This window comes from Protofrankia sp. CiP1_Cm_nod1 (assembly GCF_920888515.1).
Taxonomy (GTDB): domain Bacteria; phylum Actinomycetota; class Actinomycetes; order Frankiales; family Frankiaceae; genus Protofrankia.
In genome coordinates, this window is sequence record NZ_CAKKTM010000326.1 from 11,855 (window position 1) to 36,196 (window position 24,342).

At 68.8% G+C, this 24,342-nt stretch carries 30 protein-coding genes and 2 pseudogenes; 7 read left to right on the forward strand and 25 right to left on the reverse strand.

The features are described 5' to 3' along the window. Positions 1-142: 142 nt before the first annotated feature. The 10 genes from NBX02_RS14570 to NBX02_RS14615 all read right to left on the reverse strand — a co-directional run bounded on the left by NBX02_RS14570 (position 143) and on the right by NBX02_RS14615 (position 7,606). Entirely contained in the window at positions 143-439 is a 297-nt protein-coding gene (locus tag NBX02_RS14570; RefSeq protein WP_250280811.1) for a GlsB/YeaQ/YmgE family stress response membrane protein, read from the reverse strand. Positions 440-517: 78 nt separating this feature from the next. Further along, positions 518-862: a hypothetical protein gene (locus tag NBX02_RS14575; RefSeq protein ID WP_250291757.1), complete on the reverse strand. Its 345-nt coding sequence runs from the start codon at positions 860-862 to the stop codon at positions 518-520. A gap of 200 nt (positions 863-1,062) precedes the next feature. After that, positions 1,063-1,377, reverse strand: coding sequence for a hypothetical protein (locus tag NBX02_RS14580; RefSeq protein WP_250291759.1), 315 nt, complete (start codon positions 1,375-1,377; stop codon positions 1,063-1,065). Between the two features lie 534 nt (positions 1,378-1,911). Further along, the gene (locus NBX02_RS14585; RefSeq protein WP_250291762.1) at positions 1,912-3,555 is read right to left on the reverse strand and encodes an ABC-F family ATP-binding cassette domain-containing protein; all 1,644 of its coding nucleotides are present in this window, start codon (positions 3,553-3,555) and stop codon (positions 1,912-1,914) included. Positions 3,556-3,890: 335 nt separating this feature from the next. Next, entirely contained in the window at positions 3,891-4,280 is a 390-nt protein-coding gene (locus NBX02_RS14590) for a type II toxin-antitoxin system VapC family toxin (RefSeq protein WP_250282685.1), read from the reverse strand. Continuing rightward, positions 4,277-4,564 (reverse strand): type II toxin-antitoxin system Phd/YefM family antitoxin, encoded by a 288-nt coding sequence (locus tag NBX02_RS14595; protein WP_250282687.1) that lies wholly within the window; start codon positions 4,562-4,564, stop codon positions 4,277-4,279. Before NBX02_RS14595 ends, NBX02_RS14590 begins: the two co-directional genes overlap by 4 nt. Positions 4,565-4,665: 101 nt before the next feature. After that, complete coding sequence (locus NBX02_RS14600; protein ID WP_445548440.1) at positions 4,666-4,860, reverse strand: SUMF1/EgtB/PvdO family nonheme iron enzyme; 195 nt, start codon at positions 4,858-4,860, stop codon at positions 4,666-4,668. Positions 4,861-4,895: 35 nt separating this feature from the next. Next, positions 4,896-5,954, reverse strand: a complete 1,059-nt coding sequence (locus tag NBX02_RS14605) for a WD40 repeat domain-containing protein (RefSeq protein WP_445548441.1) — start codon at positions 5,952-5,954, stop codon at positions 4,896-4,898. Continuing rightward, on the reverse strand, positions 5,837-7,204 hold the full coding sequence (locus NBX02_RS14610) for a protein kinase domain-containing protein (RefSeq protein ID WP_250282691.1): 1,368 nt from the start codon (positions 7,202-7,204) through the stop codon (positions 5,837-5,839). The genes NBX02_RS14605 and NBX02_RS14610 overlap by 118 nt, the downstream gene beginning before the upstream one ends. Before the next feature lie 3 nt (positions 7,205-7,207). After that, positions 7,208-7,606 carry a hypothetical protein gene (locus NBX02_RS14615; RefSeq protein WP_250282695.1) on the reverse strand — a complete coding sequence of 133 codons (399 nt, stop codon included), beginning with the start codon at positions 7,604-7,606 and terminating at the stop codon, positions 7,208-7,210. A 99-nt stretch (positions 7,607-7,705) separates the two neighbouring features. Here NBX02_RS14615 and NBX02_RS14620 point away from each other — a divergent pair, with 99 nt between their 5' ends. Both NBX02_RS14620 and NBX02_RS14625 read left to right on the forward strand, forming a co-directional pair. Then, a complete protein-coding gene (locus NBX02_RS14620; protein WP_250291767.1) occupies positions 7,706-8,842 on the forward strand; it encodes an ATP-binding protein in 1,137 nt (378 codons plus the stop codon). Next, entirely contained in the window at positions 8,839-9,495 is a 657-nt protein-coding gene (locus NBX02_RS14625; RefSeq protein ID WP_250282698.1) for a response regulator, read from the forward strand. The genes NBX02_RS14620 and NBX02_RS14625 overlap by 4 nt, the downstream gene beginning before the upstream one ends. A gap of 329 nt (positions 9,496-9,824) precedes the next feature. Here the strand turns inward: NBX02_RS14625 and NBX02_RS14630 are convergent, their stop codons facing one another. Continuing rightward, positions 9,825-10,808 (reverse strand): Rpn family recombination-promoting nuclease/putative transposase, encoded by a 984-nt coding sequence (locus tag NBX02_RS14630; protein ID WP_250282701.1) that lies wholly within the window; start codon positions 10,806-10,808, stop codon positions 9,825-9,827. Positions 10,809-11,442: 634 nt separating this feature from the next. Here NBX02_RS14630 and NBX02_RS14635 point away from each other — a divergent pair. Beyond that, positions 11,443-11,724, forward strand: coding sequence for a hypothetical protein (locus tag NBX02_RS14635; RefSeq protein ID WP_250282702.1), 282 nt, complete (start codon positions 11,443-11,445; stop codon positions 11,722-11,724). Positions 11,725-11,775: 51 nt separating this feature from the next. Here NBX02_RS14635 and NBX02_RS14640 read toward each other — a convergent pair whose 3' ends face one another. The 12 genes and pseudogenes from NBX02_RS14640 to NBX02_RS14690 all read right to left on the reverse strand — a co-directional run. Beyond that, positions 11,776-12,300: a MerR family transcriptional regulator gene (locus tag NBX02_RS14640; RefSeq protein ID WP_250282705.1), complete on the reverse strand. Its 525-nt coding sequence runs from the start codon at positions 12,298-12,300 to the stop codon at positions 11,776-11,778. A gap of 106 nt (positions 12,301-12,406) precedes the next feature. Next, on the reverse strand, positions 12,407-13,462 hold the full coding sequence (locus NBX02_RS14645) for an NADP-dependent oxidoreductase (protein WP_250282707.1): 1,056 nt from the start codon (positions 13,460-13,462) through the stop codon (positions 12,407-12,409). A gap of 224 nt (positions 13,463-13,686) precedes the next feature. After that, entirely contained in the window at positions 13,687-14,367 is a 681-nt protein-coding gene (locus NBX02_RS14650) for a formylglycine-generating enzyme family protein (protein WP_250282709.1), read from the reverse strand. Positions 14,368-14,455: 88 nt separating this feature from the next. Beyond that, a complete protein-coding gene (locus NBX02_RS14655; protein ID WP_445548444.1) occupies positions 14,456-15,937 on the reverse strand; it encodes an AAA family ATPase in 1,482 nt (493 codons plus the stop codon). Positions 15,938-15,994: 57 nt separating this feature from the next. After that, the gene (locus tag NBX02_RS14660) at positions 15,995-16,234 is read right to left on the reverse strand and encodes a hypothetical protein (RefSeq protein ID WP_250282714.1); all 240 of its coding nucleotides are present in this window, start codon (positions 16,232-16,234) and stop codon (positions 15,995-15,997) included. 232 nt (positions 16,235-16,466) lie between these two features. After that, positions 16,467-17,612, reverse strand: coding sequence for a Fic family protein (locus tag NBX02_RS14665; RefSeq protein ID WP_250291769.1), 1,146 nt, complete (start codon positions 17,610-17,612; stop codon positions 16,467-16,469). A gap of 313 nt (positions 17,613-17,925) precedes the next feature. Continuing rightward, complete coding sequence (locus NBX02_RS14670; protein ID WP_250282719.1) at positions 17,926-18,495, reverse strand: HAD-IA family hydrolase; 570 nt, start codon at positions 18,493-18,495, stop codon at positions 17,926-17,928. A gap of 151 nt (positions 18,496-18,646) precedes the next feature. Then, a pseudogene (locus tag NBX02_RS23230) lies at positions 18,647-18,842 on the reverse strand (flavodoxin); the annotation flags it as partial. Positions 18,843-18,970: 128 nt separating this feature from the next. Continuing rightward, a complete protein-coding gene (hepT, locus tag NBX02_RS14675) occupies positions 18,971-19,393 on the reverse strand; it encodes a type VII toxin-antitoxin system HepT family RNase toxin (RefSeq protein ID WP_250282722.1) in 423 nt (140 codons plus the stop codon). Positions 19,394-19,396: 3 nt separating this feature from the next. Then, complete coding sequence (locus tag NBX02_RS14680) at positions 19,397-19,789, reverse strand: nucleotidyltransferase domain-containing protein (protein WP_250282724.1); 393 nt, start codon at positions 19,787-19,789, stop codon at positions 19,397-19,399. A gap of 180 nt (positions 19,790-19,969) precedes the next feature. Next, positions 19,970-20,434 (reverse strand): flavodoxin family protein, encoded by a 465-nt coding sequence (locus tag NBX02_RS14685; protein ID WP_250282726.1) that lies wholly within the window; start codon positions 20,432-20,434, stop codon positions 19,970-19,972. Between the two features lie 277 nt (positions 20,435-20,711). After that, positions 20,712-20,948, reverse strand: a pseudogene (locus tag NBX02_RS14690) (NADPH-dependent oxidoreductase); the annotation flags it as partial. A 129-nt stretch (positions 20,949-21,077) separates the two neighbouring features. Here NBX02_RS14690 and NBX02_RS14695 point away from each other — a divergent pair. Next, positions 21,078-22,340: a cysteine desulfurase-like protein gene (locus NBX02_RS14695; protein ID WP_250291772.1), complete on the forward strand. Its 1,263-nt coding sequence runs from the start codon at positions 21,078-21,080 to the stop codon at positions 22,338-22,340. Positions 22,341-22,409: 69 nt separating this feature from the next. Here NBX02_RS14695 and NBX02_RS14700 read toward each other — a convergent pair whose 3' ends face one another. After that, on the reverse strand, positions 22,410-22,634 hold the full coding sequence (locus NBX02_RS14700) for a flavodoxin (RefSeq protein ID WP_250282732.1): 225 nt from the start codon (positions 22,632-22,634) through the stop codon (positions 22,410-22,412). 124 nt (positions 22,635-22,758) lie between these two features. On the opposite strand from NBX02_RS14700, the gene NBX02_RS14705 reads away from it, so the two are divergent. From NBX02_RS14705 to NBX02_RS14715, 3 genes are all read left to right on the forward strand, one after another. Next, positions 22,759-23,046 (forward strand): type II toxin-antitoxin system Phd/YefM family antitoxin, encoded by a 288-nt coding sequence (locus NBX02_RS14705; RefSeq protein ID WP_250282735.1) that lies wholly within the window; start codon positions 22,759-22,761, stop codon positions 23,044-23,046. Further along, on the forward strand, positions 23,036-23,323 hold the full coding sequence (locus NBX02_RS14710) for a type II toxin-antitoxin system RelE family toxin (protein WP_250282737.1): 288 nt from the start codon (positions 23,036-23,038) through the stop codon (positions 23,321-23,323). Before NBX02_RS14705 ends, NBX02_RS14710 begins: the two co-directional genes overlap by 11 nt. Before the next feature lie 153 nt (positions 23,324-23,476). Beyond that, positions 23,477-23,626 (forward strand): hypothetical protein, encoded by a 150-nt coding sequence (locus NBX02_RS14715; RefSeq protein WP_250282738.1) that lies wholly within the window; start codon positions 23,477-23,479, stop codon positions 23,624-23,626. 50 nt (positions 23,627-23,676) lie between these two features. Here the strand turns inward: NBX02_RS14715 and NBX02_RS14720 are convergent. Next, positions 23,677-24,342, reverse strand: a 666-nt coding sequence (locus tag NBX02_RS14720) for an Rpn family recombination-promoting nuclease/putative transposase (RefSeq protein WP_250291774.1), incomplete at its 5' end; no start/stop codon positions are given.

Below are 24,342 nucleotides of genomic sequence, written 5' to 3' on the forward strand. Positions count from 1 at the left end.
CATGAGACATGCTCTTAGTCGAATGTGGAGGGTGTCACAGTCCTGGGTGAGCCGCCGAGGAGAATCCCGCTCCCGGCGACTCACCCAGGACCTCAAGCTGCGCATGGGACGGATTCCCAGCCCGGCTCGGCCGGCCCCGCGTTTACCGGCGGACATACCTCTGGTGCCGATAGGAGCCGCGACCGTTCACAGCACGCCACGCCAGCAGTACCAGAACGGCACCGATTACGGAGCCGACGACACCGGAGGGCTGCAACGGACCCTCACCCGCATCCTTGTTGAATAGGGCATAACCGAGGAACCCGCCGACGAAGGATCCGACGATCCCGACGATTATGGTGCCCCCGATACCGATGCGGTCCGGACCGGGTAGTACCAGGCGGGCGACGGCACCGACGACGAGTCCGAGCAGCAGCGTGACGATGATGAACTCAACCATTGCCATTCCTCCTTGTCGTGATGATTACCGATGTGTTTTCCCCTGCCTTAACCTGCCGAATCTCTTGCTTCGTTTGATTCAGGTCACCATCGCCGGCTGCGGCCGGAGTCCGGCGCGGCGACGGTGACGGGCCGCCCAGTGCACGGGCGGCAGGACGATCTCGCCGGCAACCGCCCCACCGGTGGCGCCGGGGCCTGCCAGCCTGCGACGCGAGTGGCTTTGTCGCTGCTGGCCACGGTCTTCGCTGGCCACGGTCTTCGCTGGCCACGGTCTTCTCGACGGCCGCGGCAACCCGAGGTGATGCTCGACCTGCCCGCGGAAGGTCCCGGCGGCCTTGTCGCGGATACCTGGCGTCTTCTCGGTCGTCGCGGTAGCTTGTGGGTTCTGGCGGATCTTCGCCCGGGCCGTACCGGCCGTCTGCACAGCGGTGTCGCAGGTGCTGTGCGCGGTTGCCGCGACATGTATCGCGAGACCATCTGCCGCGCCGGCGATTTTCTATCCGGGATCGACGGCGTTTCTTCCGGAATCGGCGCTCATGGAATCCGGTCGCGAGAGGGCGGACTGTTCAGCCGTCGAAGATTCTCCCAGCAATCCGGCGATCTTTGCGACTGGGCGGGTGAAAGCTACGGTGAGGTCCGTACCGGTGATTCCGGCGCGTCTTCGCGTGCGGCACCGGCGGTCGGATTTTTCGCAGGCTCCCGTTCGATGATCATATCGTCCTCGAACATGATCGGAGGCGTGACCCTACGCTCGACGGACTCCTCTACGATATGCCGACGCCAGCGATCCCTGTAGATCGATACACCGAACCCAACCGCACCGACCATCATGAAGATCAGACCGACCGTGGGAAGGCTCAGCCCGGAGGAGTCCGCATGCACAGCGAACGCGAGGATGGCTCCCAGAGCCAACATCCCGAGACTCAATGCTATACCCATGCCTTCCCTATACCCATATCTCAGCTCGTATCACCTCGGAGTTGAGTCCAGGGGCGCGGCGTACGGCAAGTAGCGATCAGACGTCAGGAGACGACGGGGATCCGCTGGTCAGCAGCCACGTTTGTGATGTTCATAGGGGCTCAACAGAGTTCGTCGCCGTTCTCCGGCACCGCTTTCCCCTATTCGACCGATAGTCGATGTTGTTCCAGGTGCACGACGGATGGGACCATCGGCGGACAATCGCCCGTTTTATGGTGTTTTCGGCAGGGTGAAGAGCAGCCGTGCCACAGTCTGTTGCAACGACATGATCATACGAGAGTCCTCCACTCCCACTCCCACTCCCACTCCCACCGGACCGGACCGGTGCGGGCAGAACCAGTTCCGGCCAGGCGTCGACGAGCAACGCCCGTCGACTCACCATGAGTGCGTGCGCCGGGCGGCCCGACGGTTGGCCCTCTCCTCACTCGGCAACGTGACGACCCGGCTCCGGGAGATCCAGGCTGTCCGTCACGATGATCGGCGTCCCGTGATGGCTCAGCGGTCGAGTTCGGTGAGCTTTCCGGCCTCGACGTGCAGGTGGCGGGTGACGTCGACGGCCGCGAGCATCTGCCGGTCGTGGGTGACGAGTACGAGGGTGCCCGGGTAGCCGTGCAGCGCCGACTCGAGCTGCTCGATCGCGGGCAGGTCGAGATGGTTGGTCGGCTCGTCGAGGATCAGCAGGTTCACCCCGCGCGCCTGCAGGAGCGCGAGCGCGGCCCGGGTCCGCTCCCCCGGTGACAGCGTGGCCGCGGCACGGCCGACGTGGTCGGCGCCCAGGGCGAACTTGGCCAGCAGGGTACGGGCGTCGGCGGTGGACATCTCGGGCCGGAAGCGGCCGAGGATGTCGAGCGGGGAGTCCGCCCCGGCGAACAGGCCGCGGGCCTGGTCGACCTCCCCGACGACCACACCCGGGCCCAGCGTCGCGGCACCGGCCGCCAGCGGGACCCGGCCGAGCATCGCGGCCAGCAGCGTCGTCTTGCCCGCCCCGTTCGGGCCGGTGAGCACGATCCGGTCGGCCCAGTCGACGTGGAGGTTCACCGGCCCGAGGGTGAAGGGGCCGCGCTGGACGACCGCGTCACGCAGCGTCGCGACGACCGCGCCCGAGCGTGGCGCCGCGCCGATGGTCATCCGCAGCTCCCACTCCTTGCGGGGCTCCGCGACCACCTCCAGGCGTTCGATCATCCGCTCGGTCTGGCGGGCCTTCGCGGCCTGCTTCTCCGACGTCTCGCCGCGCAGGTTCCGGCGGATCTTGTCGTTGTCGCTGGCCTTGCGACGCGCGTTGCGGACGCCCTTGTCCATCCAGGCCCGCTGCATGCGGGCGCGGGCGGCCAGCGCGTCCCGCCGGGCCGCGTACTGTTCGTAGTCCTCGCGGGCGTGGCCGCGGGCGCGGGCGCGTTCCTCCAGGTAGGACTCGTAGCCACCCCGGTAGAAGGCGATCTGGTGCTGGTGCGCGTCGATCTCCAGGATGGACGTGACGGTCCGGCTGAGGAACTCGCGGTCGTGGCTGACGACGACCGTCCCGGCCGGCCGTCCGGCTACGAACGACTCCAGCCGCTCCAGCCCGTCCAGGTCGAGGTCGTTGGTCGGCTCGTCGAGCAGGAAGACGTCGAACCGGCTGAGCAGCAGGGCAGCGAGCCCGGCCCGGGCGGCCTGGCCGCCGGAGAGCCCGGTCATCGGCGCTGTCAGGTCGATCGCGAGCCCCAGGTCGGCGGCGGACGCGTCGGCCCGCTCGGCGAAGTCGGCACCGCCGAGCGCCAGCCAGCGTTCCAGCGCGTCGGCGTAGGTGTCGGCCGCGCCCGGCTCGTCGTCGGTCAGCGCCCGGGTGGCCGCGTCCATCCGGCGGGTCGCCTCGGCGACACCGGTCCGCCGGGCGAGAAAGTCCAGCACGACCTCGCCCGGACGCCGCTGCGGCTCCTGCGCGAGATAGCCCACGGACGCGTTCGACGGCGCCAGCCGGACGCTGCCGGCCGCCGGCGCGTCGAGCCCGGCGAGGATCCGCAGCAGGCTGGACTTGCCGGCCCCGTTCGGCCCGACCAGCCCGACCCGCTCCGCCGGCCCGACGACCAGATCAAGATCGTCGAACAGGTTCCGGCCACCGCGAGCAGCCGCAACCTCCTTGGCAACAAGCGTTGCGCTCATCCCACCGACCACCTCCCAGGCATCATCCAACCAGTGCCAGGAGAGACCCCTCGATCCGTGGACGGCGGACGGAGGCCCGGACGAATCGCGGGACTGACGACGAGCCGCGACGCCTTCGTTCCGGCAGGCCCACAGAGCATGCTCGATGACGTCGAGGGCGGAGCACGCCACAGATCGGCCCGACGCTCCAACGCGGCCGGGGCGGTTCACCGATCGGCTGTAGGCGCGGAGACACCCTTGCCCGAGCTATTCGCCGCCTCGGCCTGGGACTGCTCCGCCGGCGGCGCTGGACGAGCCGACACAACCCGGCTCGCCGTAGCAGCACTGCCGCGGGCTCAGACAGGCACCGCGACGTTCAGGCGTTCCTGAACGGCAGCGGCAGAAAGACGTTTGTCGTAGCTGACGAAGACCAGCGACGGCGCATCGAGCCGCAGCGCCGTCGCGAGATGAAGAGCGTCCAGCGAACGCAGCAAAGGATCTGTCAGGGCCGCGGCTGCGACGATGACCGGCTGGTCGATGGGCACGAGCGTGACGCGAGACAGGACATCAGGCACCTGGGGAAGCGCGGCGGGATCGCTGCGGCGCAGTGCGCGGGTCACCTCCAGCACGGCGAGCGCGGATGACACCGAGACGCCCGGCCGGGCGGCCAGCCAGGATCGCAGCGCGTGTGTTTCCTGCTCCGGATGGACCAGCTTCACAAGCGCACTGGAATCCAAATAGATCACGGAGATTCCTCGCGCAGTTCAGCGACCACGTCCGTGGAGTCGCGCCCGTCCCAGGCACCGGTGGGAGCCGGCTCGGGGAGATCAGCCAGGCTCGCCGTGGGGACGACGACACGCCCCTCCACAACAAGTTGATCCAGGTAGTCGCTACCAGTCTGGGTCAGCTCCGGTACCAGTCTTGCCCATGGCCGCCCGTTGCGAGTGATGATGATCGACTCCCCCGCGTGAGCGCGATCGACCCAGGTACCCACGGCATGGCTGAGATCCCGCATACTGACGGTAGTCATACCATGAGTCTAACAGGTGTTAGACAGCCGGTCTGATCATAGCGGTGCCGCCTGGATCGCGGCGGTGGCCGGGCAAGAGCCCCAGCCGCGCGACACGTGCGTCAGCGGAGAACGGACCGCGCGACGCGAAACCCCACGTCGTCGACCTGGAAGTTCGGATGGCCGCGGCGGCGCACGGACGCCCGGCAGCTCCAGTGCTGATCGAACCACCCTCCGCCACGTAGCACCCGCCCGTAGCAACGCTTGGCTTGTGGTCGAGTTCGCGAGCCCGATATGGGCCGCCGACGCTCTGCCATGACCGGTCCGCAGGGGCGGTGGCGTGGCCATCGCTTCACACCACCGCCCACAGGCTCACGGTTCCGTCCCTTCCGGCGACGGCGATGTTCTTTCCGTTGGGGGAGAACACGACGCACTCCACCCCGGCATTGTGGCTGGTCTCGACGTAGCGGACCGGCTCCACCGGGTTCGCTACATCCCACACCGTCAGCTTGACCCGAGGATCCTCGACGGAGGTGACGGCGACGGCCAGGTTCAAGGAATCCGGCGAGAACGCAAGCGAGTGGATATAGTAGCCCTTTCTCGTGTAGTCGTTTGTCGCGACCCGGGCTGGTCGGCGCGGTTCTTCTACGTCCCATATCTCGAAACCGAGGAGAGTTCCGACCGCCAGCATGCGCCCGTTTGGCGAGAAGGTCAGCTTGGGCTTGAAGATGTCGTCGAGGCGAAGGCCGGAGGGGAGGGTGGCTATCCGGGGTGCCCGACCGGCGGTTGACGTGTCCCACAGCGCGAGGAGGCCGTCATGGCTGGACGCCAGCATGCCCAGGTCAGGAGTGAAAGCGAGCCCGCCGATCGCCTTCGTGACGTCCAGCGTGGCTGTGGGTGCGGGCACGGGGGGATCCGCCACCAGGTCGAGCACCGCCACCTTGAATCCTCCGGCCATCGCCAGGGAGCTATCGTCCCGGGAGACCGCCAGCGACGACGGCGACGGAAGATCGGTGGATAGGATTTCCCAGGTGGATGTTGAGTTCGTGAAATCCCAGCGGACCGCTCGCCTGCCGCTGGTGAAAAGCCTCGGCTGGTGTGCTGAGAACACGATCGTGCTCACGTCGTCGACCTGTTCGGAAATCGTCTTGACACGAGTAGGGAGACTCGGGTCCGACAGGGACCAGAGAATCACGGTGTCATCCGCGCCCGCAGTCGCGATAACCGTGCTGTCGGGCGAGAAGCTCGCCGTCAGCACCCGTCCGTCGTGGCCTGCGAGGGTGGCGAGGTGCTTCAGCTTGGCGGGCACCGGGCTGGGCGTCGCGAGTGCCGTCGAGCTACGCGGAGACAGGGTTGGTATGACGTTGCGCGGCTTTGGGCTGTTGGGCCGGCTGTCGGGCCGGGTGACCACGACGGCAGAGGCCGCGGAAACCGCCGCGAGGAGCAGCGCGACAGCGGCGATCCAGGGGCGACGCGGGAATCTCCGTTGGCGGCTGGCCGGTGCGGTGAGTGGCCGGGACAGGGCCGCGAACGGCCGGCCGCGGCGCCGTGCGGCGGGTCCGGGCGGCGGGTCCGGCGACCAGCCGGGTGATTGTGGTGATCGTGGAGGTGACTGCGCCATACCTGTGGCCACGGTCGGGAACGGCGCCGCGTCGGGAGGGACAGTCGGGGGAGCCTGCGAGGCCGGCAGTGACAGGGGAACCGGTGGGTCCAGTGGTGCCGGGTGGCGCGGTAGCAATAACGGTACGTGCAGAGCTGCGAGCGGGGGTATGGCCTGGCCTTCGGCGGCCTCGCGGACCTCGGTACTGAGACGGGGCTGGATGCTGGTCCGGGAGAGCCAGCCTGGCCGAAGGCTGGCGGTGGCCGCGTGGGCGAAACTGGCCGCGAAGTAATGGGCGCTGGGGTGGCGCTGGGCCGGGTCCTTCGCCAGTGCGCGCATGACGACATCCGCCACGGCGTCTGGCACACGCCGGCCGGCCGGGCGGGCATGACGTTCAGATGCTGGTGGTAGAGCGCGTGGAGGGGCAGTTTTGGGTCGAACGGTGGCGCTCCGGTCAGCAGCTCGTAGAGGACGACGGCGAGGGCGTAGATGTCGGTGGCTGGTTCGAGCCGGCCGCCGATGATCTGTTCGGGGGCCATGTACTTCGGGGTTCCGGCCACCATGCTGGCGGTCGCCGCCGATCCCTTGAAAATCTTTGCGATTCCGAAGCCGGTGACTTTCAGCAGGCTGTTCGCGTCGAACAGGATGTTGTCCAGCTTGACGTCGCGCTGTAGCACCCCCAGGGCATGCGCGCAGGTCAGGGCCTCGGCGACGGCCAGCCCCACCGCGCAGGAGTCCTCCAGGGAAAGGCCCGTTCCGCGCCGACGGGTCAGAGTCCCGCCGGCCAGCAGCTCCATGATGATCAGACAGAGGCCGTCATGCTCGATGTAGTCGTAGACCCGGACGACGTGTGGGTGGTCCATAGTGGCCAGCAGCCGGGCCTCTGCTTCGAAGCCGGCCTCGGCGCCTTCGTGGGCCGCGGCGAGGATCTTGACCGCTACCTCGCGGTCCAGGCGGCGGTGCCGGCCAGCGAGCACCAGGCCGAAGTTTCCGGCGCCGAGTTCGGCACCCAGCTCGTAGACGGGTAGCGCGGCTGTCACCCGCGCGCGGTCGATCAGCATCGGTCAGGCCCGTTCGCCGGCCTGGACGTCGTGGATTACGCTGCCCTCTCGGTTGTAGGTGACGATGAGAAGCGTCCGACCGGAGCCGAAATCCGCCCACGGCAGCGTGCTCGTGGTCGCCTGCACCACCTTGACCGGCTGACCGAGCTTGGCGACGACCGCGGCATGGGAGTCACTCCACTGGAGGCCGCGCGGAAGGTCCCCCTGGTAGGCGCGGGTTCCGCCGATGCCTGGGCCATACATCTTGACCTGATGGATCCGGCCGCTGTCCCTGTAGAACAGGATGGTCCCGGCCAGTCTGCACTGGCGCTGGGAACCGTAGAGCTCGCACCCGTTCTCGGTCGAGTACCTGACGATCAGCGGATCGTTGACCGACCTGCCGAGCAGTTCCGTGTAGCTCACCCCGCCGGACTGGCCGGACTCCGAGTTGAAGGACTGACCGGAGCCGGACTGACCAGACGCCGAGTCGGAGCCCGGGCCGGGCCGCGGGCGATCCGACTCGTGGGAGGGACCGCAGCCAACGGCCGCGAGCGGTGGCAGCGCCGTCTGGCTGTCGCCTCCGCCGGCTCGCTGGCGGTCCTGGTTGCGACGACGGACCTGTTCCCCAGCTCCTATGATGACGTCATCCCCGACGGCGAGTCGCCGCTGCGGCTCCCGGACTGGCTGTACCTACCGCCGTTCGCCGTGGCCGCGGTCGTCTTCGTGGTGTCGTTGGTAGCCATCTGGGCGCACACTGCCGTCCGTCTGGCGCGGGCGGCCGGCGCGGAACGGGCGCAGCTCGCCTGGCTGGCCGCCGCGGTCGTGCCGGTGTTCGGCGGCACCTTCTTCCTCGGCCGTGCCCAGCTCGCGCTGCTCAGCTGCCTGCTACCGGTGGCGATCGCGGTCGGCGTCTTCCGGCACAACCTGTTCGGCATCCAGGTCGTGCTGCGCCGCACCCTGGTCTACGCCGTGCTGACCGCCGCTGTCAGCGGGACCTACCTGGCGGTGACCGCCGCCGGCGGCACGGGGCTCGGCGGCGGCGGGCTGCCCGGTGTCCTCGCGGCGGCGCTGGTGGCCGTCGGGCTCACCCCGGCTCGGAACCGGCTGCAGCACCTCGTCGACCGGTTCGTCTACGGGGACCGGCGCGACCCGATGCAGGCCGTCGCCCGGCTGGGCGACAGTGTCGCGGCGACCGACGAGCCGGAGCTGCTCCGCGCGGTCGTGGAGGGCGTCCTGCGGCCCGGCGCGCTCGACGAGGCCGGCCTCGTCGAGGCGCTGCGGCGACACGCGGGCACCCTGGCCGCGCGGCTGCCGGTCAGGGTCGAAATAACTGGCGAACTACCGCGGCTGCCCACGGATGTGGAGAACGCGGCCTACCTGATAGCAGTCGAAGCACTGACCAACGTGGTCCGCCACGCCGACGCCGGCGCCGCGACAGTCCGGCTCACGGTCGACAGCGGGGCCGAAGCGCTCATCCTGGCCGTCCAGGACAACGGCCGAGGAATCACCGGGGCACCGCGACCGGTAGGTGTCGGGATCGAGAGCATGACGCAACGCGCCACGAACCTCCGTGGAACGCTGGCATTCATCGATGCCCAGCCCGGGACCATCGTCCTGGCCACACTCCCGCTGGCGGGCCAGCCACGGAGGGCAGCATGACCACACCACGGGCCGAGCGGCCGATCCGGGTCGTCATCGCGGACGACCACCCCATGTACCGGTTCGGGCTCGGCGCGGCGCTGGAGGCCACCGACGAGGTCGAGGTCGTCGGCGACGCCGCCGACGGACAGGAGCTCCTGGAAGCCGTCGCCCGGCACACGCCGGATGTCGTCCTCACTGATCTCACCATGCCCAAGATGGACGGGACCGAAGCCGCCCGCCAGATCGGCGAGCGCTTCCCGTCCGTCGCCGTCCTCATCCTGACCATGCACGCCGACGACAACGCCCTTCAGGCCGCGCTCGATGCCGGCGCGCTCGGCTACCTGCTCAAGAGCGCCGACCGCGACGACATCGTGCAGGCGGTACGGTCGGTCGCCCGTGGCCACGCCTTCTTCGGCGACGGGATGGCCCGCCGGCTGATCGGACTACGCGAAGCCACCAGACCCAACCTTCCCTTCCCACAGCTGAGCGCCCGCGAACGCGAAGTGCTTACACTCGCCGCGGCAGGAGACGGCAACCGGCAGATCGCCGGCAAGCTGTTCCTCGCCGAGAAGACCGTGCGCAACCACATCTCGCAGATCCTGGTCAAACTGGCGGTTCCGGACCGGACCGCCGCCATCATCAAGGCCCGCGACGCCGGCCTCGGCCGCTGACGCCGACGGCCGGCGGCGGGCTCTCGCACGCCCGTCGGCCGCGTCATCGCCCTGTCCGGCCCACGAGGAAACGGTCGAACAGGTTCCGGCCACCGCGAGCAGCCGCAACCTCCTTGGCAACAGGCGTCGCGCTCATCCCACCGACCATCTTCCAGCGCTTCCCAGCGTCAGCGAGCCGACGTCAGCCGGCCGAGGCCGAACGGAACGACGCCGCGGTGCCGCGAGGTCACGGACACACCGACGAACCCCTCGGCCCGTGGGCGGAGGATGGGGATCTCCACACAGATCACCAGATCGACGGGCAGGGCTCGCCGTGGCGTGGCAGCCGGTCAGCGGAGGAGCTGGTCGAGGGTGTCAGCGGTCAGGACGCGGGCGGTCCAGGTCTGGAGCTGGTCGGCGGAGGCGTTGCGCACGGTGGTGAGCACGGCCTCGGGAAGCGGGCCGAACTTGAGAGTCAGCTGCTGGACAAGCGTCTCGACGCGGCCTTCCTGACGGCCTTCCTGACGGCCCTCCTGACGGCCCTCGGCACGAAGCATCTCTGCGATGGTCATGTAGGTCTCCTCCGCCTCCGGACCAAGAGCGACGATCAGATCATGCAACTGGTCACGGGCGTCCGCCTCGCCGACCAGCTCAATGTAACGCAGCAGAGCGGCGAACTCCTCCCTGCCGTCAGGGCCCTCGAGAACCGCGCGCAGTTCGTCCACCCACGGCCAAAGGTCCAGACCCAGCCGGGGATTGCCAGGGGCGATCTTGAGAAGGAGCAGGGTGAGCCGCACCGAATGGGTCAGCGGCCGCTCCCGCAGCACCCGCTCGTCGACGCGAACCAGATCGTCAAGGAGGAACTGGAACCGGGGCAGGTGCTCCCCCCAGGCGTCGGTGAGCTCCGGGTCCAGGTCGACCAGGTCAAGCACCTGAACCGGGGCGGTCCATGCATGCTCGTTGTGGTGCACGACCAGCGGGACCACCACCGGCAACCGAACCGCTCCGGGATGATCGGCCAGATAACGATCCCAGACACGCACGACGTAGCGCAGCATCCGGAACGCCATGAGCGGATCGTTACTGCTCTGATGCTCGATGAGAACGTAGATGAACGCCTCACGACCGTCGAGCGGAGCGGTGAACAGCAGGTCAGTATGCCGCCACCGCAGCGTGGCATCGACCAGACTGCCAGGAACAAGGACCAGCCGATCGAGGTCAAGCCGCTCGACGAGAGCCGACGGCAACGTCGCACGCAGCTGCGACGCCGCGTTCGACGGCGCACCGAGGATCCGGCGAAACACCGCGTCATGCGGCGAGGACGAACTCGACATAGCGGCACCGTACAGACGCGCACCGACATCTAATTCCGGTAGCGGGATCTCGGTGCCGTTCCACCTCCGCCACCCCGACCTGACGGCCCTCCCGATGCCTCGACGACTCACACGGGGAACGATGGAAAGACAGGCCAACCGCCGCCGACACGAGGCAACCATGTAGGCCGCACGTTGCCGAAACGAGGCCTCGGATGAATCACAGGGCTGAACCGCTGGTCTCCCACGTGGGCACGGCCATCCCGGGTAGCCGCGGCACGACCAAGATTCCGCACACTCACAGTAACCACAGTCGAGATCCAACAAGCGCTGGACACACCGCGCATGCGGAACGACCGGACCGCTGGGAGCAGGCGGGTCCGTATGGATGGGAGCCCCAGCACATATCACCCGAGGACCTGCGGTTCGATGGACTGGCCCGTGAGCTCGCCTCTCGCCCTGTGTCCGCGGGTTTACGCGACGCCATCACACATTCACACATACCCCTGTCGTGGGCGATGTGATACTCGACATCACCGAGGCCCTCTGGCTGACGGTGTGCTTCGAGGCCAGCGCATGGACACGTAGCCCCTCGCCACACAGGCCCGGGAAAGAGCACCGGATCAGCCCCGTCATCTAAACCGCCCGCCAGGAAATGGACGTCACCGGCAGGAAGTGGCGAGCGAAACCGGGTGTCGACGCCCCGTTGGAGGAGTTCAGGAGGCTCGGTTACGAGTACTGGAAACAAATAGACGATCATCATGCCACCGGTGACCCGAAGGAGCGGATGCCTCGCGGGAGAAAAGACGTCCGGGATGACCTGAAAGATGTAACGAAAAGCCTCAAAGCCATTGGCGTCCCGGGGTACTACATAATGAGTAATCGCGGCCGCCTTACCCGCGGCGATGGCGAACGGATTATGGCCGAGGTCTCATGAATTTCGGCAGGATACGGCGGCGCGCTGGCAGCGGACGGCCAGCAATCCTTATCACCTGACGTTTTCCGGTGTGGTACGTACCAGGTCGGTTGTGAGCGTGGGCATGTTCGTCTCGGCCACGGCGACCACGCCATCCCCCTCGTTCACCAACGTCATCGCTGCCGATACCGAAGAACTGCCGTCCACATTAGCCATCGTATCGTCATCCATGCTGTTCACCGTCAGTTCGGGGAGGCGGCTCGCCAGGCGGTTGCGGAGCTGGGTCAGGGCGGCAATGCGTTCGTCGAGTGAGGCGAGGCGGCGAGCGGCGACCGCCAGCGCGTCCTCGCACATCGGCGCCGGACGGAAACGGGCCGGCAGCGGGCGGTCGAGAAAACCCAGGAAGGAACAGGTGTCCCGGACGGTGAACCCGCTCGCGAGCAGCTTGCGGATGTTGTCGACCCGGGTGACGTCCGCGCTGCCGTAGAGCCGGTAGCCGCTGGGGGCACGCCGTGGGCTGAGCAGCCCCTGCTCCTCGTAGTACCGCAGCGTGCGCGTGGTCGTACCGGCCGCGCGGGCCAGTTCACCGATCCGCATGGTTCTCACCTCTCCCCCACGCCGGCCCCACGCCGGCCCCACGCCGGCCCCGACACTTCTCCGACGTCTCCCCGAGGCTTCCCCGGGTAACGGTAGCCGGGCGGGTCTACCGCGACAGCCGGACGACGACCTTGCCGGTGTACGCGCCACCCAGCATGTCGACGAAGGCCCGCGGGGCGTTCTCCAGGCTGTCGACGACGGTCTCGTCGAGGTGGAGGCGTCCCTGCCGGAGCCACTCGGCGACCTCGGCCCGGGCCTGGTCCGTCCGGCTCAGGTGGTCACTGGTGAGGAATCCCCGCAGTCTGAGCCGCTTGGCGATCGCGAGGACCAGGTTCGACGGCCCGGCCGCGCCGGCACCGCCGTTCTGCGACGCGAGCGCTCCGCACAGCGCGATCCGGCCGTGCGGGTTCATCACCTCGATCGCAGCCTCGAGCTGCGGGCCGCCGGTGTTGTCGAAGTACACGTCGACGCCGCCGGGAGCGGCCTGCCGGAGCCGGTCGGCGAGCTGGCCGTCGTGGTGGTCGAACGCGGCGTCGAAACCGAGTTCCTCGACCAGGTGGGCGGCCTTGGCCGGCGAGCCGGCGCTGCCGACGACCCGGCCGGCACCCTTCAGCCGGGCGATCTGGCCGGCAAGGCCGCCCACCGCGCCGGCGGCTCCCGAGACGAAGACGGTGTCCCCGGCGGTCAGCCCGGCAACGTCGACCAGCCCGGCCCACGCCGTCAGATACGGCGCGAGATGCGCGGACAGCGTCGGGAAGACCCGGCCGTCGACCCGGCGGAACCGCGCCGCGTCGGCGACCGCGTACTCGCGCCACCCCATGCCATGGTGAACCAGATCGCCGACGGCGAGATCCGGACTGGCGCTGAGAACGACCTCCCCGACGGCGTCCCCGTCCATCACCGCGCCCACCGCGTACAGCGGAATCGGCACACCGACGTCACTCATCCGTAGCCGCGCTCCCGCGTCCAGGGACAGGAACAGATTGCGCACGAGCACCTGCCCCGCCGACGGCGGCGGGACCGTCGTCCTCACGAGAGCGAAGTCAGCGGGAGTGGGCGTCCCAACGGGACGGGCGGCCAGGTGCACCTGCCAACCAACGCTGTCCCCGGCGAGAGCCGGCGGCTGGTCCGAAACAACGGAGGACGACTGGAATCCGGTCATGTCGCCGGACGCTAAACCCTGACGCGGACGTGAAGGTCAACCCTTTCCGCCAGTCTCCATCATGTGGCCGCACCCGGGATAACTCCGGCCACGCCACTCATCCAGCGCGCGCCCGGGCCACAGCGCTGGCGACGCTGACCGGGGCGATACGACTCGGATCGCTGTGACGGCGCTGCCCGCAGACCCCGGCGGGGCGTCCGGCGATCGAGGCAAAGACGCGTGCGTCAGCGGGGAACGGACCGCGCGACGCGGAACCCCACGTCGTCGACCTGGAAGTTCGGATGGCCGCGGCGGCGCACGGACGCCCGGCAGCTCCAGTGCTGGTCGAACCACCCTCCGCCACGCAACACCCGGTATGTGCCGTAGACCTCGATGTCGTAGATGTCCCAGCACCAGTCCCAGACGTTACCCAGCATGTCGTACAGGCCCCACGGGTTGGACTGTCTGCCACCCACTTCGTGGATGCGCTCGTCCGAGTTGGCGCGGTACCAGGCGATGTCGTCGAGCGGACCATACCGTGGGCCTGTGGTGCCGGCACGACAGGCGTGTTCCCACTCGGCCTCGGTCGGCAGCCGGTACCCGTCCGCCGAGAGATCCCATTCGACATCCTCGCTGCCAGCACGGATGTCGTACGCGGGGGCCAGCCCCTCGTGTTGTGACATCGCATTGCAGAACCGGACGGCGTCCCACCAGGAAACGCTCTCGACGGGCAGCCGGTCCCCCCGGGCGGCGCCGGGCCGCTCACCGGTGACCTGTGCGTACCGCGCCTGGGTGACCGGAAACGCGGCGAGATGGTATGGCGCGAGCTCGACGGACCACCGCCGCCGCGTTCGCCGGTCCGACAGCGTCACCCGCCCGGCCGGGACAGCGATCATCGCGTCTTCCACGTCCGCCTTCACGGCCATGATCCTAATGAGTTCGTCGCAACGACGGACCGTGCCGGTGACACACAGACGGAGAGGCGAGGGCGAGCGCGGCGAGGGAAGGCGCCCGTCAGATCGGCTCGTAAAGGTCTGCCGGGCCGACGAGCAGGATGTCCGGTGACTGGCCGGCGGCCGCGACCAGTTGTTCACTGAAACCCGCCACGCTGAAACAGGCGAGTCGCGCGGTGGCCGCACCCGGGCGGTCCTGGGCGCTGAGCAGTTCCCGGATTCTCCTGAGCCGTTCCAGGTAGGCGAGGCCCATGGTGTCGCCCCACTTGGCCTCACCGATCATCAGGAGACGTTCCTGGTCGTCGTCATAGCCGAAGGCGACGACGTCGAGTTGATGGCTGGTGGGGGCGGACGGGTCGTTGACGACGCCCGTGGCAACCCGGCTGACGAGACCTCCACCGAATCGTTCCGGCGCGGCGTGGTGCGCGGTCCAGGATCGGCACACCCGCTCGAAGTGCGGCCCGAGGACGTTGCCGACGAAACGGCGCTGGCCGATCTTCCAGAGTTGGGCGAGCCGGCGGGTACCGCGTGCGTGCTCAAGATCGGACCACATGGGTCGCATCACGGCGTGGTAGAAGGTCACCAGCGGCTCGGCGATGCGGAACTGCGTGCGGTTGTCGCGGAACGCGTCCGGCTCCCGAGTGATCAGTCCACAGTCGGCCAGGACGGTGAGCGGATGGGCGAGATCCCCCGACTTCCGTCCGAGGTAGGACGCGATCCCGCCACGTGACGCGTTGCCCTCGGCGATCGCGGCGAGAACCGAGTGGTAGAGCGCGGTATCACGCAGGTCCGGCTCGTCGGCGAGCAGGTAGCGGCCCTCGCGGAAGAGTGCGCTGGTCGGCGAGAGCACGGTACGGGTTACCCAGGCGTCGAAGTCGTCGGGGCCGGCTGGAGTGTCATCGCGGGCGAACTCGCGGCGGTAGGCCGGGGTGCCGCCGACGATCGCGTGGACCTTCAGCGCGGTCACGGGGTCGTCGACGCCCCAGAACCGGGCCGCGAGCTGGTGGTCGAGCGTCGCGACGACGAGTTCGAGACCGGCCCGGCCACGCAGCGGTGCACCGCCCGCGAGCAGGCCGCCCATGAACGACATCGCGGACCCACAGAGCAACAGGCGCGTGCGGCTCTCGTCGCGCTGCGAGCGCCGCGGCGCCAGCACATTCTGGATGATCGACGGCAGCCGCGGGTTCGCCCGGACAAGGTACGGGAACTCGTCGATCACCACCGGCATGGCACGCTCGCGGCCCAGTTCGAGCAGGGCGTCGAACACGGGGTACCAGTCATCGAACATCAGCGGCGCCGGCGCGCCCACCCGATCGGCCAACGCACTACCGATCCGGCGCAACGACTCGCCGTCCGTGGCCTCGTCCGCCCCGAAGAAGAACCCACCGGTGGCCTCGCACAGCGCGCGGAGCAGGAACGTCTTGCCCTGCCGACGCCGGCCGGACACAACCCCCAGTGTCGCGCCGATCGCGTCGTCCGTCGCGAACCGTGTCAGCGCGTCCCACTCGAACTCCCGGTCGAACATGTCCACCGGACGCTCCAGCGTAACCAATCAGCCACTCCCCATCGATTCTCGTAAGCACAGTTATCATAACCGTACTTATGAGAGCCGGGCCTTCGAGACACGGCTGCGAACACGATCGCTGATCTCCTGGCGGCGCAGCGTGCGCTCGACCGTTCGGGCGGTCGTCCGACCGCTCCAGGCGTGGAGGGCACCGAACGGGTGGGCGCCGGCGGACGTGTCCTCCTGGATCGGCAGGTTCGACCATGACGCTATGTTGGCCAGGACGGCACGAACCTCCTCGCACTCGAAGCGCTCCATGATCACCTGCTCGGGCAAGCTGAGGAACACATGCGCGGAGCCGCGGGTGACACGACGGCTCCCTGGGGTGGGGCGGGATCGCCTGTTGAGGGTGTGCTTGACCCGCCGGAGAGCGGCGGCGCTGTGAGTCGCCAGCTCGCTGCCCTTCCCATAGCAGGGTCGGCCCCCGGTCTGGTTGACGCTCGGGGTCTGCGGTGATCAGGCCGCGGCCGAGCCAGCACCCTGATCATCAGGGATACGGGCCAGGGAATCAGTCGACGCCGTAGGGGTCGCGAAGCGGCTGGGCGGTGATCGCGACGCGGACGGAGCGCTCGGCCTGGGCGGCGGGGCCGGCGGCGAGGTAGCGCTGCGTGCGGCCATGGCCGGCCTCCTCGATCAGGCCGGCGGCCCTGAGCCCCTGCAGGTCGCGGATCGCCTGGTCGCGGGTCAGCCCTTCGTCGCGCATGTAGGTGGCGCGGCGCGCGCCCTCCGGCCGGGTCGCCGCGTAGAGGGCGGCGACGGTGCGCTCGCCGAGCCCGGCGGCCGCTACCTGGTCGGCCAGCACTTTCCAGATTTCGGCCGCGATGTCGAGGCGGCGTTGGACCAGCTGGGCCTGCAGGTGGTGGGCGCGCAGGCAGAAGCGCAGCCAGCCGTGCGCGTCGCGCTCCGGCTGGAAGCTCCCGCCCTGCGCATCTCCAAGCGCCGCGTAGTACATCGCGGTGTTGTGGGGGGACGATCCGAGCCACTCCTCGATGCTGGAGAACTCCGGCGCGAGGATCAGCTGCCGGGCGAGCACCAGTGTGTGTAGACAGCGAGCCATCCGCCCGTTGCCGTCACGCCATGGGTGGATGCTGACCAGGTTCAGATGTGCCATCGCGGCCCGGACGAAGACCGGGGCATCCTGGTCCCCGTTCTGGAGCCACTGGCACAGCTCGTCCATGAGCTCCGGCACGCGCTCGGCATCCGGCCCGGTGTAGAGCGGCGGGTTGTCCGGCGCGCCGGACACCCAGATCGGCCCTGCTCTGTACCGGCCGGGCGACCTGTCAAGGTCACCGCGAAGCATCATGAAGTGCAGTGCCGACAGCAGTATCGGGTGGAACGCGAAGACCTCGAACCGGGCGGCCTGGAGCACGTAGGTCAACGCTTCCGCGTAGCCGGTGACCGCGGCACGGGTCTGCGCGTCGTGTGCCGTCGGCATCTCCTCGCCAGCCGCCACCGCCTCGGCGTCCGCCACGTCGACGGTGTAGCCCTCGATCGTGTTCGAACCCCGGATCGCGCCCGCGATCAGGCTGCGCCGCAGCTGCCCCAGCCAACGGCGCGGCTCGACGACCTGGTGGCGCAGCTCGCCGCGGAACCGCTCGAGCTCGGCCAGCACGCGCTCGTCGGCCGCGTCGACCTCCGGCACACGAAACAACATGCGACAACGCTACGCGCCTCGTCGCATCGATGAGCGATGGGAGGCGTTGCCGGCAGACGTTCCACTGTCGGGGGCAGCCGGCTCCGCCGCGCCGGTCCGATGCTCGGATGTCGAGGGTTTGCTAAACTTCGCGCTGTGGACGAGTGGGGGTCCGCGTCATTTTCGTCGTCCAGGCCCTCGGATGCCGGATCCAGATCACCGCCGTCTTCGGCGACGACCTGTACATCCTGCGCAGCACCGACACCCCCGCCGCGTGAAAATCGACGAACCGCACCCAACTCATCACCTGGAGCAGGCGGCCTGGCGCAGACCATCAGATCGCCAGGCATGCCTCGACGTCCGCGATCGCCTGCGCGGTGGCACGGAAGAGAACCGGCTGCCAACCGGCCGCGCGAGCGCCCTCGACGGCCGCAGGGGTGTCGTCCAGAAAGACCATGTCGCCTGGAGCGGCTCCCAGCCGCTCGCACGTCAATGCGTACACCCGCGGATCCGGCTTGGCAAACCCGACCTCGTGGGAGTACACGATCACATCGGTGACGTCTGCGAAGCCATAGCGTTCCTGCTCACGCTCGCGCGCACCGACGAAACTGTTACTCAGAATTCCAGTGCGAAATCGCGGCCGGAGCCCCCGGAACCATGCGAACAGTTCGACGTTCAACGTCCCCAGGTATTCCTCCCACACGAGAGTCCAGAAGCTGGTCAGCTGGTCCTCGGGGACACTCAACCGTGTGCGGGCCGCGGCGATCACCTCAGCCTCTGACATCGTCCCCACCGAGCCCGCGAGGAGAACGTCATGCAGGCGCTCGAGAACAATGCCCGCCGCCAGCCCCGCCTCCTGCTCCCATCGCCGCACCCATCCCGTCGGCGGCGTCACCTCCAGCACACCCCCGATGTCAAGAACAACGCACCGCGTACCCATTCGTCGGGTTCCTTTCCAGTGTCGGCACCAGCACCAGTGGCCATCGACGGCCGTCGCGTCGTCTCGCAAAGACGAACAGCCGTCCTTCCCTGACGATCTTCCTGGCCCGTCCAGATCACACGGGCATCAGACCGGCCGCGACCGTCGCCCCGAGTTCCCAACAGGCCGCGCAGGCGTTTCCATTTCAGACCGGTCGTGATGGTTTCGACACCGCGGCCGGCGCCGGTCATGTCGCTGCCGCCATGGACGTGGAGTGCGTACGGCCGGCCGATAGTCGCCTCAGGGCACGGATAGTAGATCTGGTCGCAGAAGCGCCCGGAACTCGGGTGCATCAGCTAGCTACATTACGTGACAATGAGGTTGGCCTCCACGTCCAGCGGAACCCGGTTGTCCTGTGCCGTCGTCAGGGGTCGGACCGCGATCGCGCACGGGCCCCCGGCTACGCCCCGGCGACAGACACGTACGCCGCTATTTCCCGGACGAATTCGTCAAGATCATCAAGGGCGTTCAGCCGAGCAACGACGATCTCATCGTTGACGTCGATGTAGTCGTGGACGAGGACGTTTCTGAAGCCGACAGCCTTGCGGAGCGACAGCGCGAGCGCAGAGGCCAGCGCTCCATGGACGCCAAGGAGACGGACCGCATCGCCGTTGTCCGCCGGCGGTCCCCAGCCCTGCGTCGCACAGATATGCTGCGCGACGTCGACGCAGGCCTCGATCGCCGTCACGAAGGTGTACTTCACCCCGCGCAGCCAGATCGGGTCCGCGCGGCGCTCATCGCTGGCATCCGACTCGCGGCGGAGCACGGACAGGTCGTCGGTGATCGCGCGGAGCAGGCGTAGCACCCGGGCCTCGTCGACCACCTGCTATGCGCTCCGGTCCAGAAGAGCTGCGGCGAACTCGCGGTGCGCCCGAGTGATCCGCGGGAGTTCGTCGAAGTAGATCTTTCTGGTCATCGCCTCCCAGCGCACCCGCGCGGCCCGGTCGTCCTCGAAGAGCAGCCGCCCGCCGGCCGCGACCCTGCCCGCGAGCTCGAGCGGCGCGTTGTCGAGGACAAGGAGGTCGACGCCGGGTGGCAGGAGTATGTCGAAGGAGTCCGGAGGCCGCGGCCCGCCGAAGTAGGCGGCGATATCGATGTCCGATTCCGCCCGCTGGCACCCGACGGCGCGGCTGCCGTGCAGATAGGCGAACTGGGCGCCTGCCTGACGCAGCACGGCGACAGCGTCACGCGTCGCGATGCCAACGAGCGTCTCGTCCATGCCCCGATCCTCGCAGACACGACAACCGCGCGGCACTCGGTTTCGCCCGCGTCGCCGGTCCGCACCGGGCGGGCGACGGCGTCGTGGACGATCAGGAGGATGGGCGTCTCGACGATGCGATGGCTTCGGTCGATGCCGTGTGCCGCCCTGGATCTACCACAGTACGTCGGTTGGCTCACATCAGTCGAACATCAGTGATGCGGCCGCGGTGGCTCCGAGTTCCCGGCACGCCTCTCGGCCCACGGCGTCTACCTCGCCGACGATCGACAGCGGCTCGCGCAGGCGCTTCCACCTCAACCCGGTCGCGATAGCCTCGACCCCGCGGATCGCTCCGGTCGTGTCGCTGTTGCCATGGACGTAGAGGGCGTACGGGCGACCAACCGTTGCTTCCAAGATCGGATAGTAGATCTGGTCGAAGAAGTGTTTGAGCGCGCCGGACATGTAGCCGATGTTCGCCGGCGTGCCGAGGAGGTAGCCGTCGGCGGCGAGCACGTCGACAGCCGTCGCCGCCAAGGCCGGCTTGACGACGACATCGACGCCCTCGATCGCCTCGTCTCGGCTACCGGCCAGCACCGCTTCCAACATCACTTGCATGGTCGGCGAGGGCGTGTGGTGAACGGTCAGCAGGGTCGGCATCGCGACCATGCTATGGCCCTCGGCAGCCGCCAGGTGGCCACCATGCCGGTCGCCTCGTGGTCATGACCTACCGCGCGCCCGGTTGGCAGGTGGTGGCACAGGGGCGGGACCACACGTCGCCACACCCGACCAACCTGCCCACACCACCCACCACACGACCCCCTTCAGCTCCTTCAGCGGAACGAGTGTGTAAGTGGCTGCTGTGGCAGCCACTTGTTTCCTCATTACCATGATCTTCTTCTTCGCTTCGGACGGGCAGGGGCTTCGCCACGCCGAGTGATCGCGGTCAGCCGGGATGGGGTGTCTCGGCGCGTGCCTTCTGAAGTGCGGCCGCCCACCAGGCAAGCTGGCTGAACATCGTCTTGGCGTAACCGGGTGCGTCCGGGCCGGTCGGCCGGCCGGCGTCCCAGGTCACGAAATAGTTCGGGAATTCCAGACCGTCACGGATGGTCACCGCGTGCGGCTCGGTGAGGACGTTCTCCAGGTGCAGGACCGTGTGCCGGCCGCCCGCCGCGCCCCCGTGACGCCTCGTCCATCGGCCCCGTGACCGGCACGGCTCCGCCGGCCCTCCTCCTGAGGTCCTGATCACCCGCGGTCCCGTGCCGATACGGACGGCCCGACGGTGACGAACGGTGCTGGCAGGCTTGGGGTGGTGACCGAGCCCCACACCGTCCCAGACGCCGCTACCGCTTACGGCATCGCCGCCTACGACGTCGCCGCGGTCCGCAGCCGCTTCCCGTCACTCGCCGCTGGCGCCGCCCACTTCGACGGGCCGGGGGGCTCGCAAACTCCCGATGTCGTGGCGCGGGCGGTCCACGACACGCTCATCCGCCCGCTGGCCAACCGTGGCACCGTGACGCTCGCCGAGCGCAACGCCGAGGACGCAGTCGTCGCCTGCCGTACCGCCCTCGCCGACTTCCTCGGCGTCGAGCCGGACGGCGTGATCTTCGGTCGTAGTATGACGCAGAACACGATGGACCTCGCCCGCACGATCGCGAAACGGTGGGGTCCGGCCGACGAGGTGGTCGTCACACGGCTCGACCACGACGGCAACGTCCGGCCCTGGGTGATCGCCGCGCGGGCGGTCGGGGCGACGGTCCGGTTCGCCGACTTCGACCCCGAGACCGGCGAGCTCGAGCCGGACCAGATCGAGCGTGTCCTCTCCCCCGCCACGCGGCTGGTCGCGGTCACGGCGGCCTCCAACCTGATCGGCACCATGCCCGACATCGCCGCGATCAGCCAGCTGGCCCACACCGTCGGAGCCTGGCTGCACGTCGACGCTGTGCACTACTCGGCGCACGCGGCGATCGACGTACCGGCCCTCGGCGCCGACTTCTACGCCTGTTCCCCCTACAAGTTCCTCGGCCCCCACTGCGGCGTCACCTACGGCAGGCCCGATCTCCTCGAGCGGCTTTCCCCCGACAAGCTGTGGCCCGCGACCGATGCCGTGCCCGAGCGGTTCGAGCTCGGCACCCTCCCCTACGAGCTGATGGCCGGCACGACGGCAGCCATCGACTTCCTTGCCGACCTGGCGCCCAGCGCGGCCGGCGCAGGCGCGGACCGGCGCGGAAGGCTCCTCGCTTCGATGGCGGCGCTTCAGGCTCGCGAGGACGTCCTACGCGAACGGATCGAGACGGGGCTGCGCCAGCTGCCCGGGGTCACGCTCTGGTCACGAGCGGTCCGCCGCACGCCAACCCTCCTCACGACCTTCGATGGCCATGACCCGCAGGACATCCGGGCTTTCCTCGGCGAGCGCGGGATCAACGCCCCCGCTGGCTCCTTCTACGCCTACGAGGCCTCCCATCGGCTCGGCCTCGGTGACGCCGGCGGTCTGCGGCTCGGGCTGGCGCCGTACAACGACGACAACGACATCGACCGGCTGCTTTCGGCGCTGAGGGAATACTTCGGCCGCTGAGCGGATCGTGCACGAACCTCAGGGACCGCATGCCGCGGTGTCGCGTCGGCGGACGGGCGTCAGCCTTCGTCAGGCTGGCAGCGGCTGTGGCCCGAGCTCCCGGCAGGCCTCGTGCCCGGCGGCGTCCACCTCGCCGATCACGGCCAGCGGGTCAAGCAACCGCTTCCATCTCAGGCCGGTCGTGATGGTCTCGACGCCGCGGACGGCACCGGTAGTGTCGCTGCCGCCGTGGACGTGGGGTGCGCCGGACCGGCCGACGGTCGCCTCGAGGTACGGGTGGCAGATCTCTCGCACGCGAGCGGTCGACCGGCGGGTGAGCCGCTCCGCCCGGCGCTGGGCAGGCCGCCGCTCCCGGTCCGCGCCTCGGCCTCGATCACGAGATCGACAGCGGACGGCCGAAAGACTAGAATTCTGGTCTATGCAGACGCTGCCTCTCTCGGACGTCAAGGCCCGGCTGTCAGAGATCGCCGACGAGGTCGACCGCACACACGAACGTGTCCACATCACCCGCAACGGCCGCGAGTACGTCGTCCTGATGTCGGCCGAAGATCTGGCGTCCATGGAGGCAACACTGGAACTCCTCTCCGATCCAGCGGCCGTGGCCAGGATCAGAGCGGCGGACGAGGCCGTCGCCGCCGGTGACGTGACAACCGGCGCGGAAATAGCCGCGATCATGCGGCGACGACACGAGCAGCGTGAAGGCTGACGGCGCAGGGCCGCCCTACCGGCTGGTCCTCTCGCCCGGCGCTCGCCGCGCCCTGAGCCAACATCTGCCGGAGGCGGCGGCCTTCGCGGCGTGGGAGCTCATCTCCGGTCCGCTGCTGGATCGTCCACGCGTCGTCGGAAGCCCCCTGCGCAAGCCCTTCGAGGGGCTGTGGCGGGCGCGACGGGGTGAGTACCGTGTCCGCTACCGGATCGACGACGGCACTCGGGAGATACAGGTCCTCGACATCGACCACTGCCGCGGCGCATACCGTCCCTGACATCCCAGCGGCATTTCCTCACGGTGCGCACCACAAAGTCGCGTACGCCGCACGGTCACACCACGTGTCGCATGGGGCTCGCCGCCGCTGTCGATCGGAGGCCCTGTCCAACGCCCTCCCGATCCTCGTCGAGTGCGACGAGGACGCTGTCTGGTGCGCGCATGCGCAGCTGCGTCCAGGTGTGGGTGCCCATACGAGGGGGCCACCGGGCAGGACGGGTTGGACGACCTGCGCGAGACGCTCGTCGGCCTGATCGAGGAGCTCGGGATTCCCCGGGAGGTGTCCGTCACCGCGGCGGCCTGATGCCGCCGATCGTCCTTGAACCGTACAGGCCCGTCGTGGCGGGCTGCTGGTCAGTCGAGGAGCTGATCGAGCGTGTCAGCGGTCAGGACCCGGGCGGTCCAGGCCTGGAGCTGGTCGGCGGAGGCGTTGTGCACGGTGGTCAGCACCGCATCGGGAAGCGGGCCGAACTTGAGGGTCAGCAGCTGGACCAGCGTCTCGGCGCGGCCTTCGATGCGGCCTTCGACGCGGCCTTCGGCGCGGAGCATCTCCGCGATGGTCATGTGGGCCTCCTCCGCCTCAGGGCCAAGAGCGGCCATCAGGTCGTGCAGCTGGTCACGTGTGTCTGCCTCCCCGACCAGCTCAATGTAACGCAGCAGCGCGGTGAACTCCTCCCTGCCGTCAGGGCCTTCCAGGACCGCGCGCAGCTCGTCCACCCACGGCCACAGGTCCTTCCCCAGCGACAGATTCCCCGGAGCGATCTTGAGGAGGAGCAAGGTCAGCCGCACCGACGACGTCAACGGCCGTTCCCGCAGCACCTCCGCGTCGACACGGACCAAGTCGTCGAGAAGGAACCGAAACCGAGGCAGGTAATCCCGCCATGCCTCGGTCAGACCCGGGTCCAGATCGACCAGATCGGCCACCTCGACCGGCGCCGTCCAGGCATGGTCATTGTGATGCACGACCAGCGGGACCACCGCCGGCAGCCGACGCGCCCTTGGATTATCGGCCAGATGACG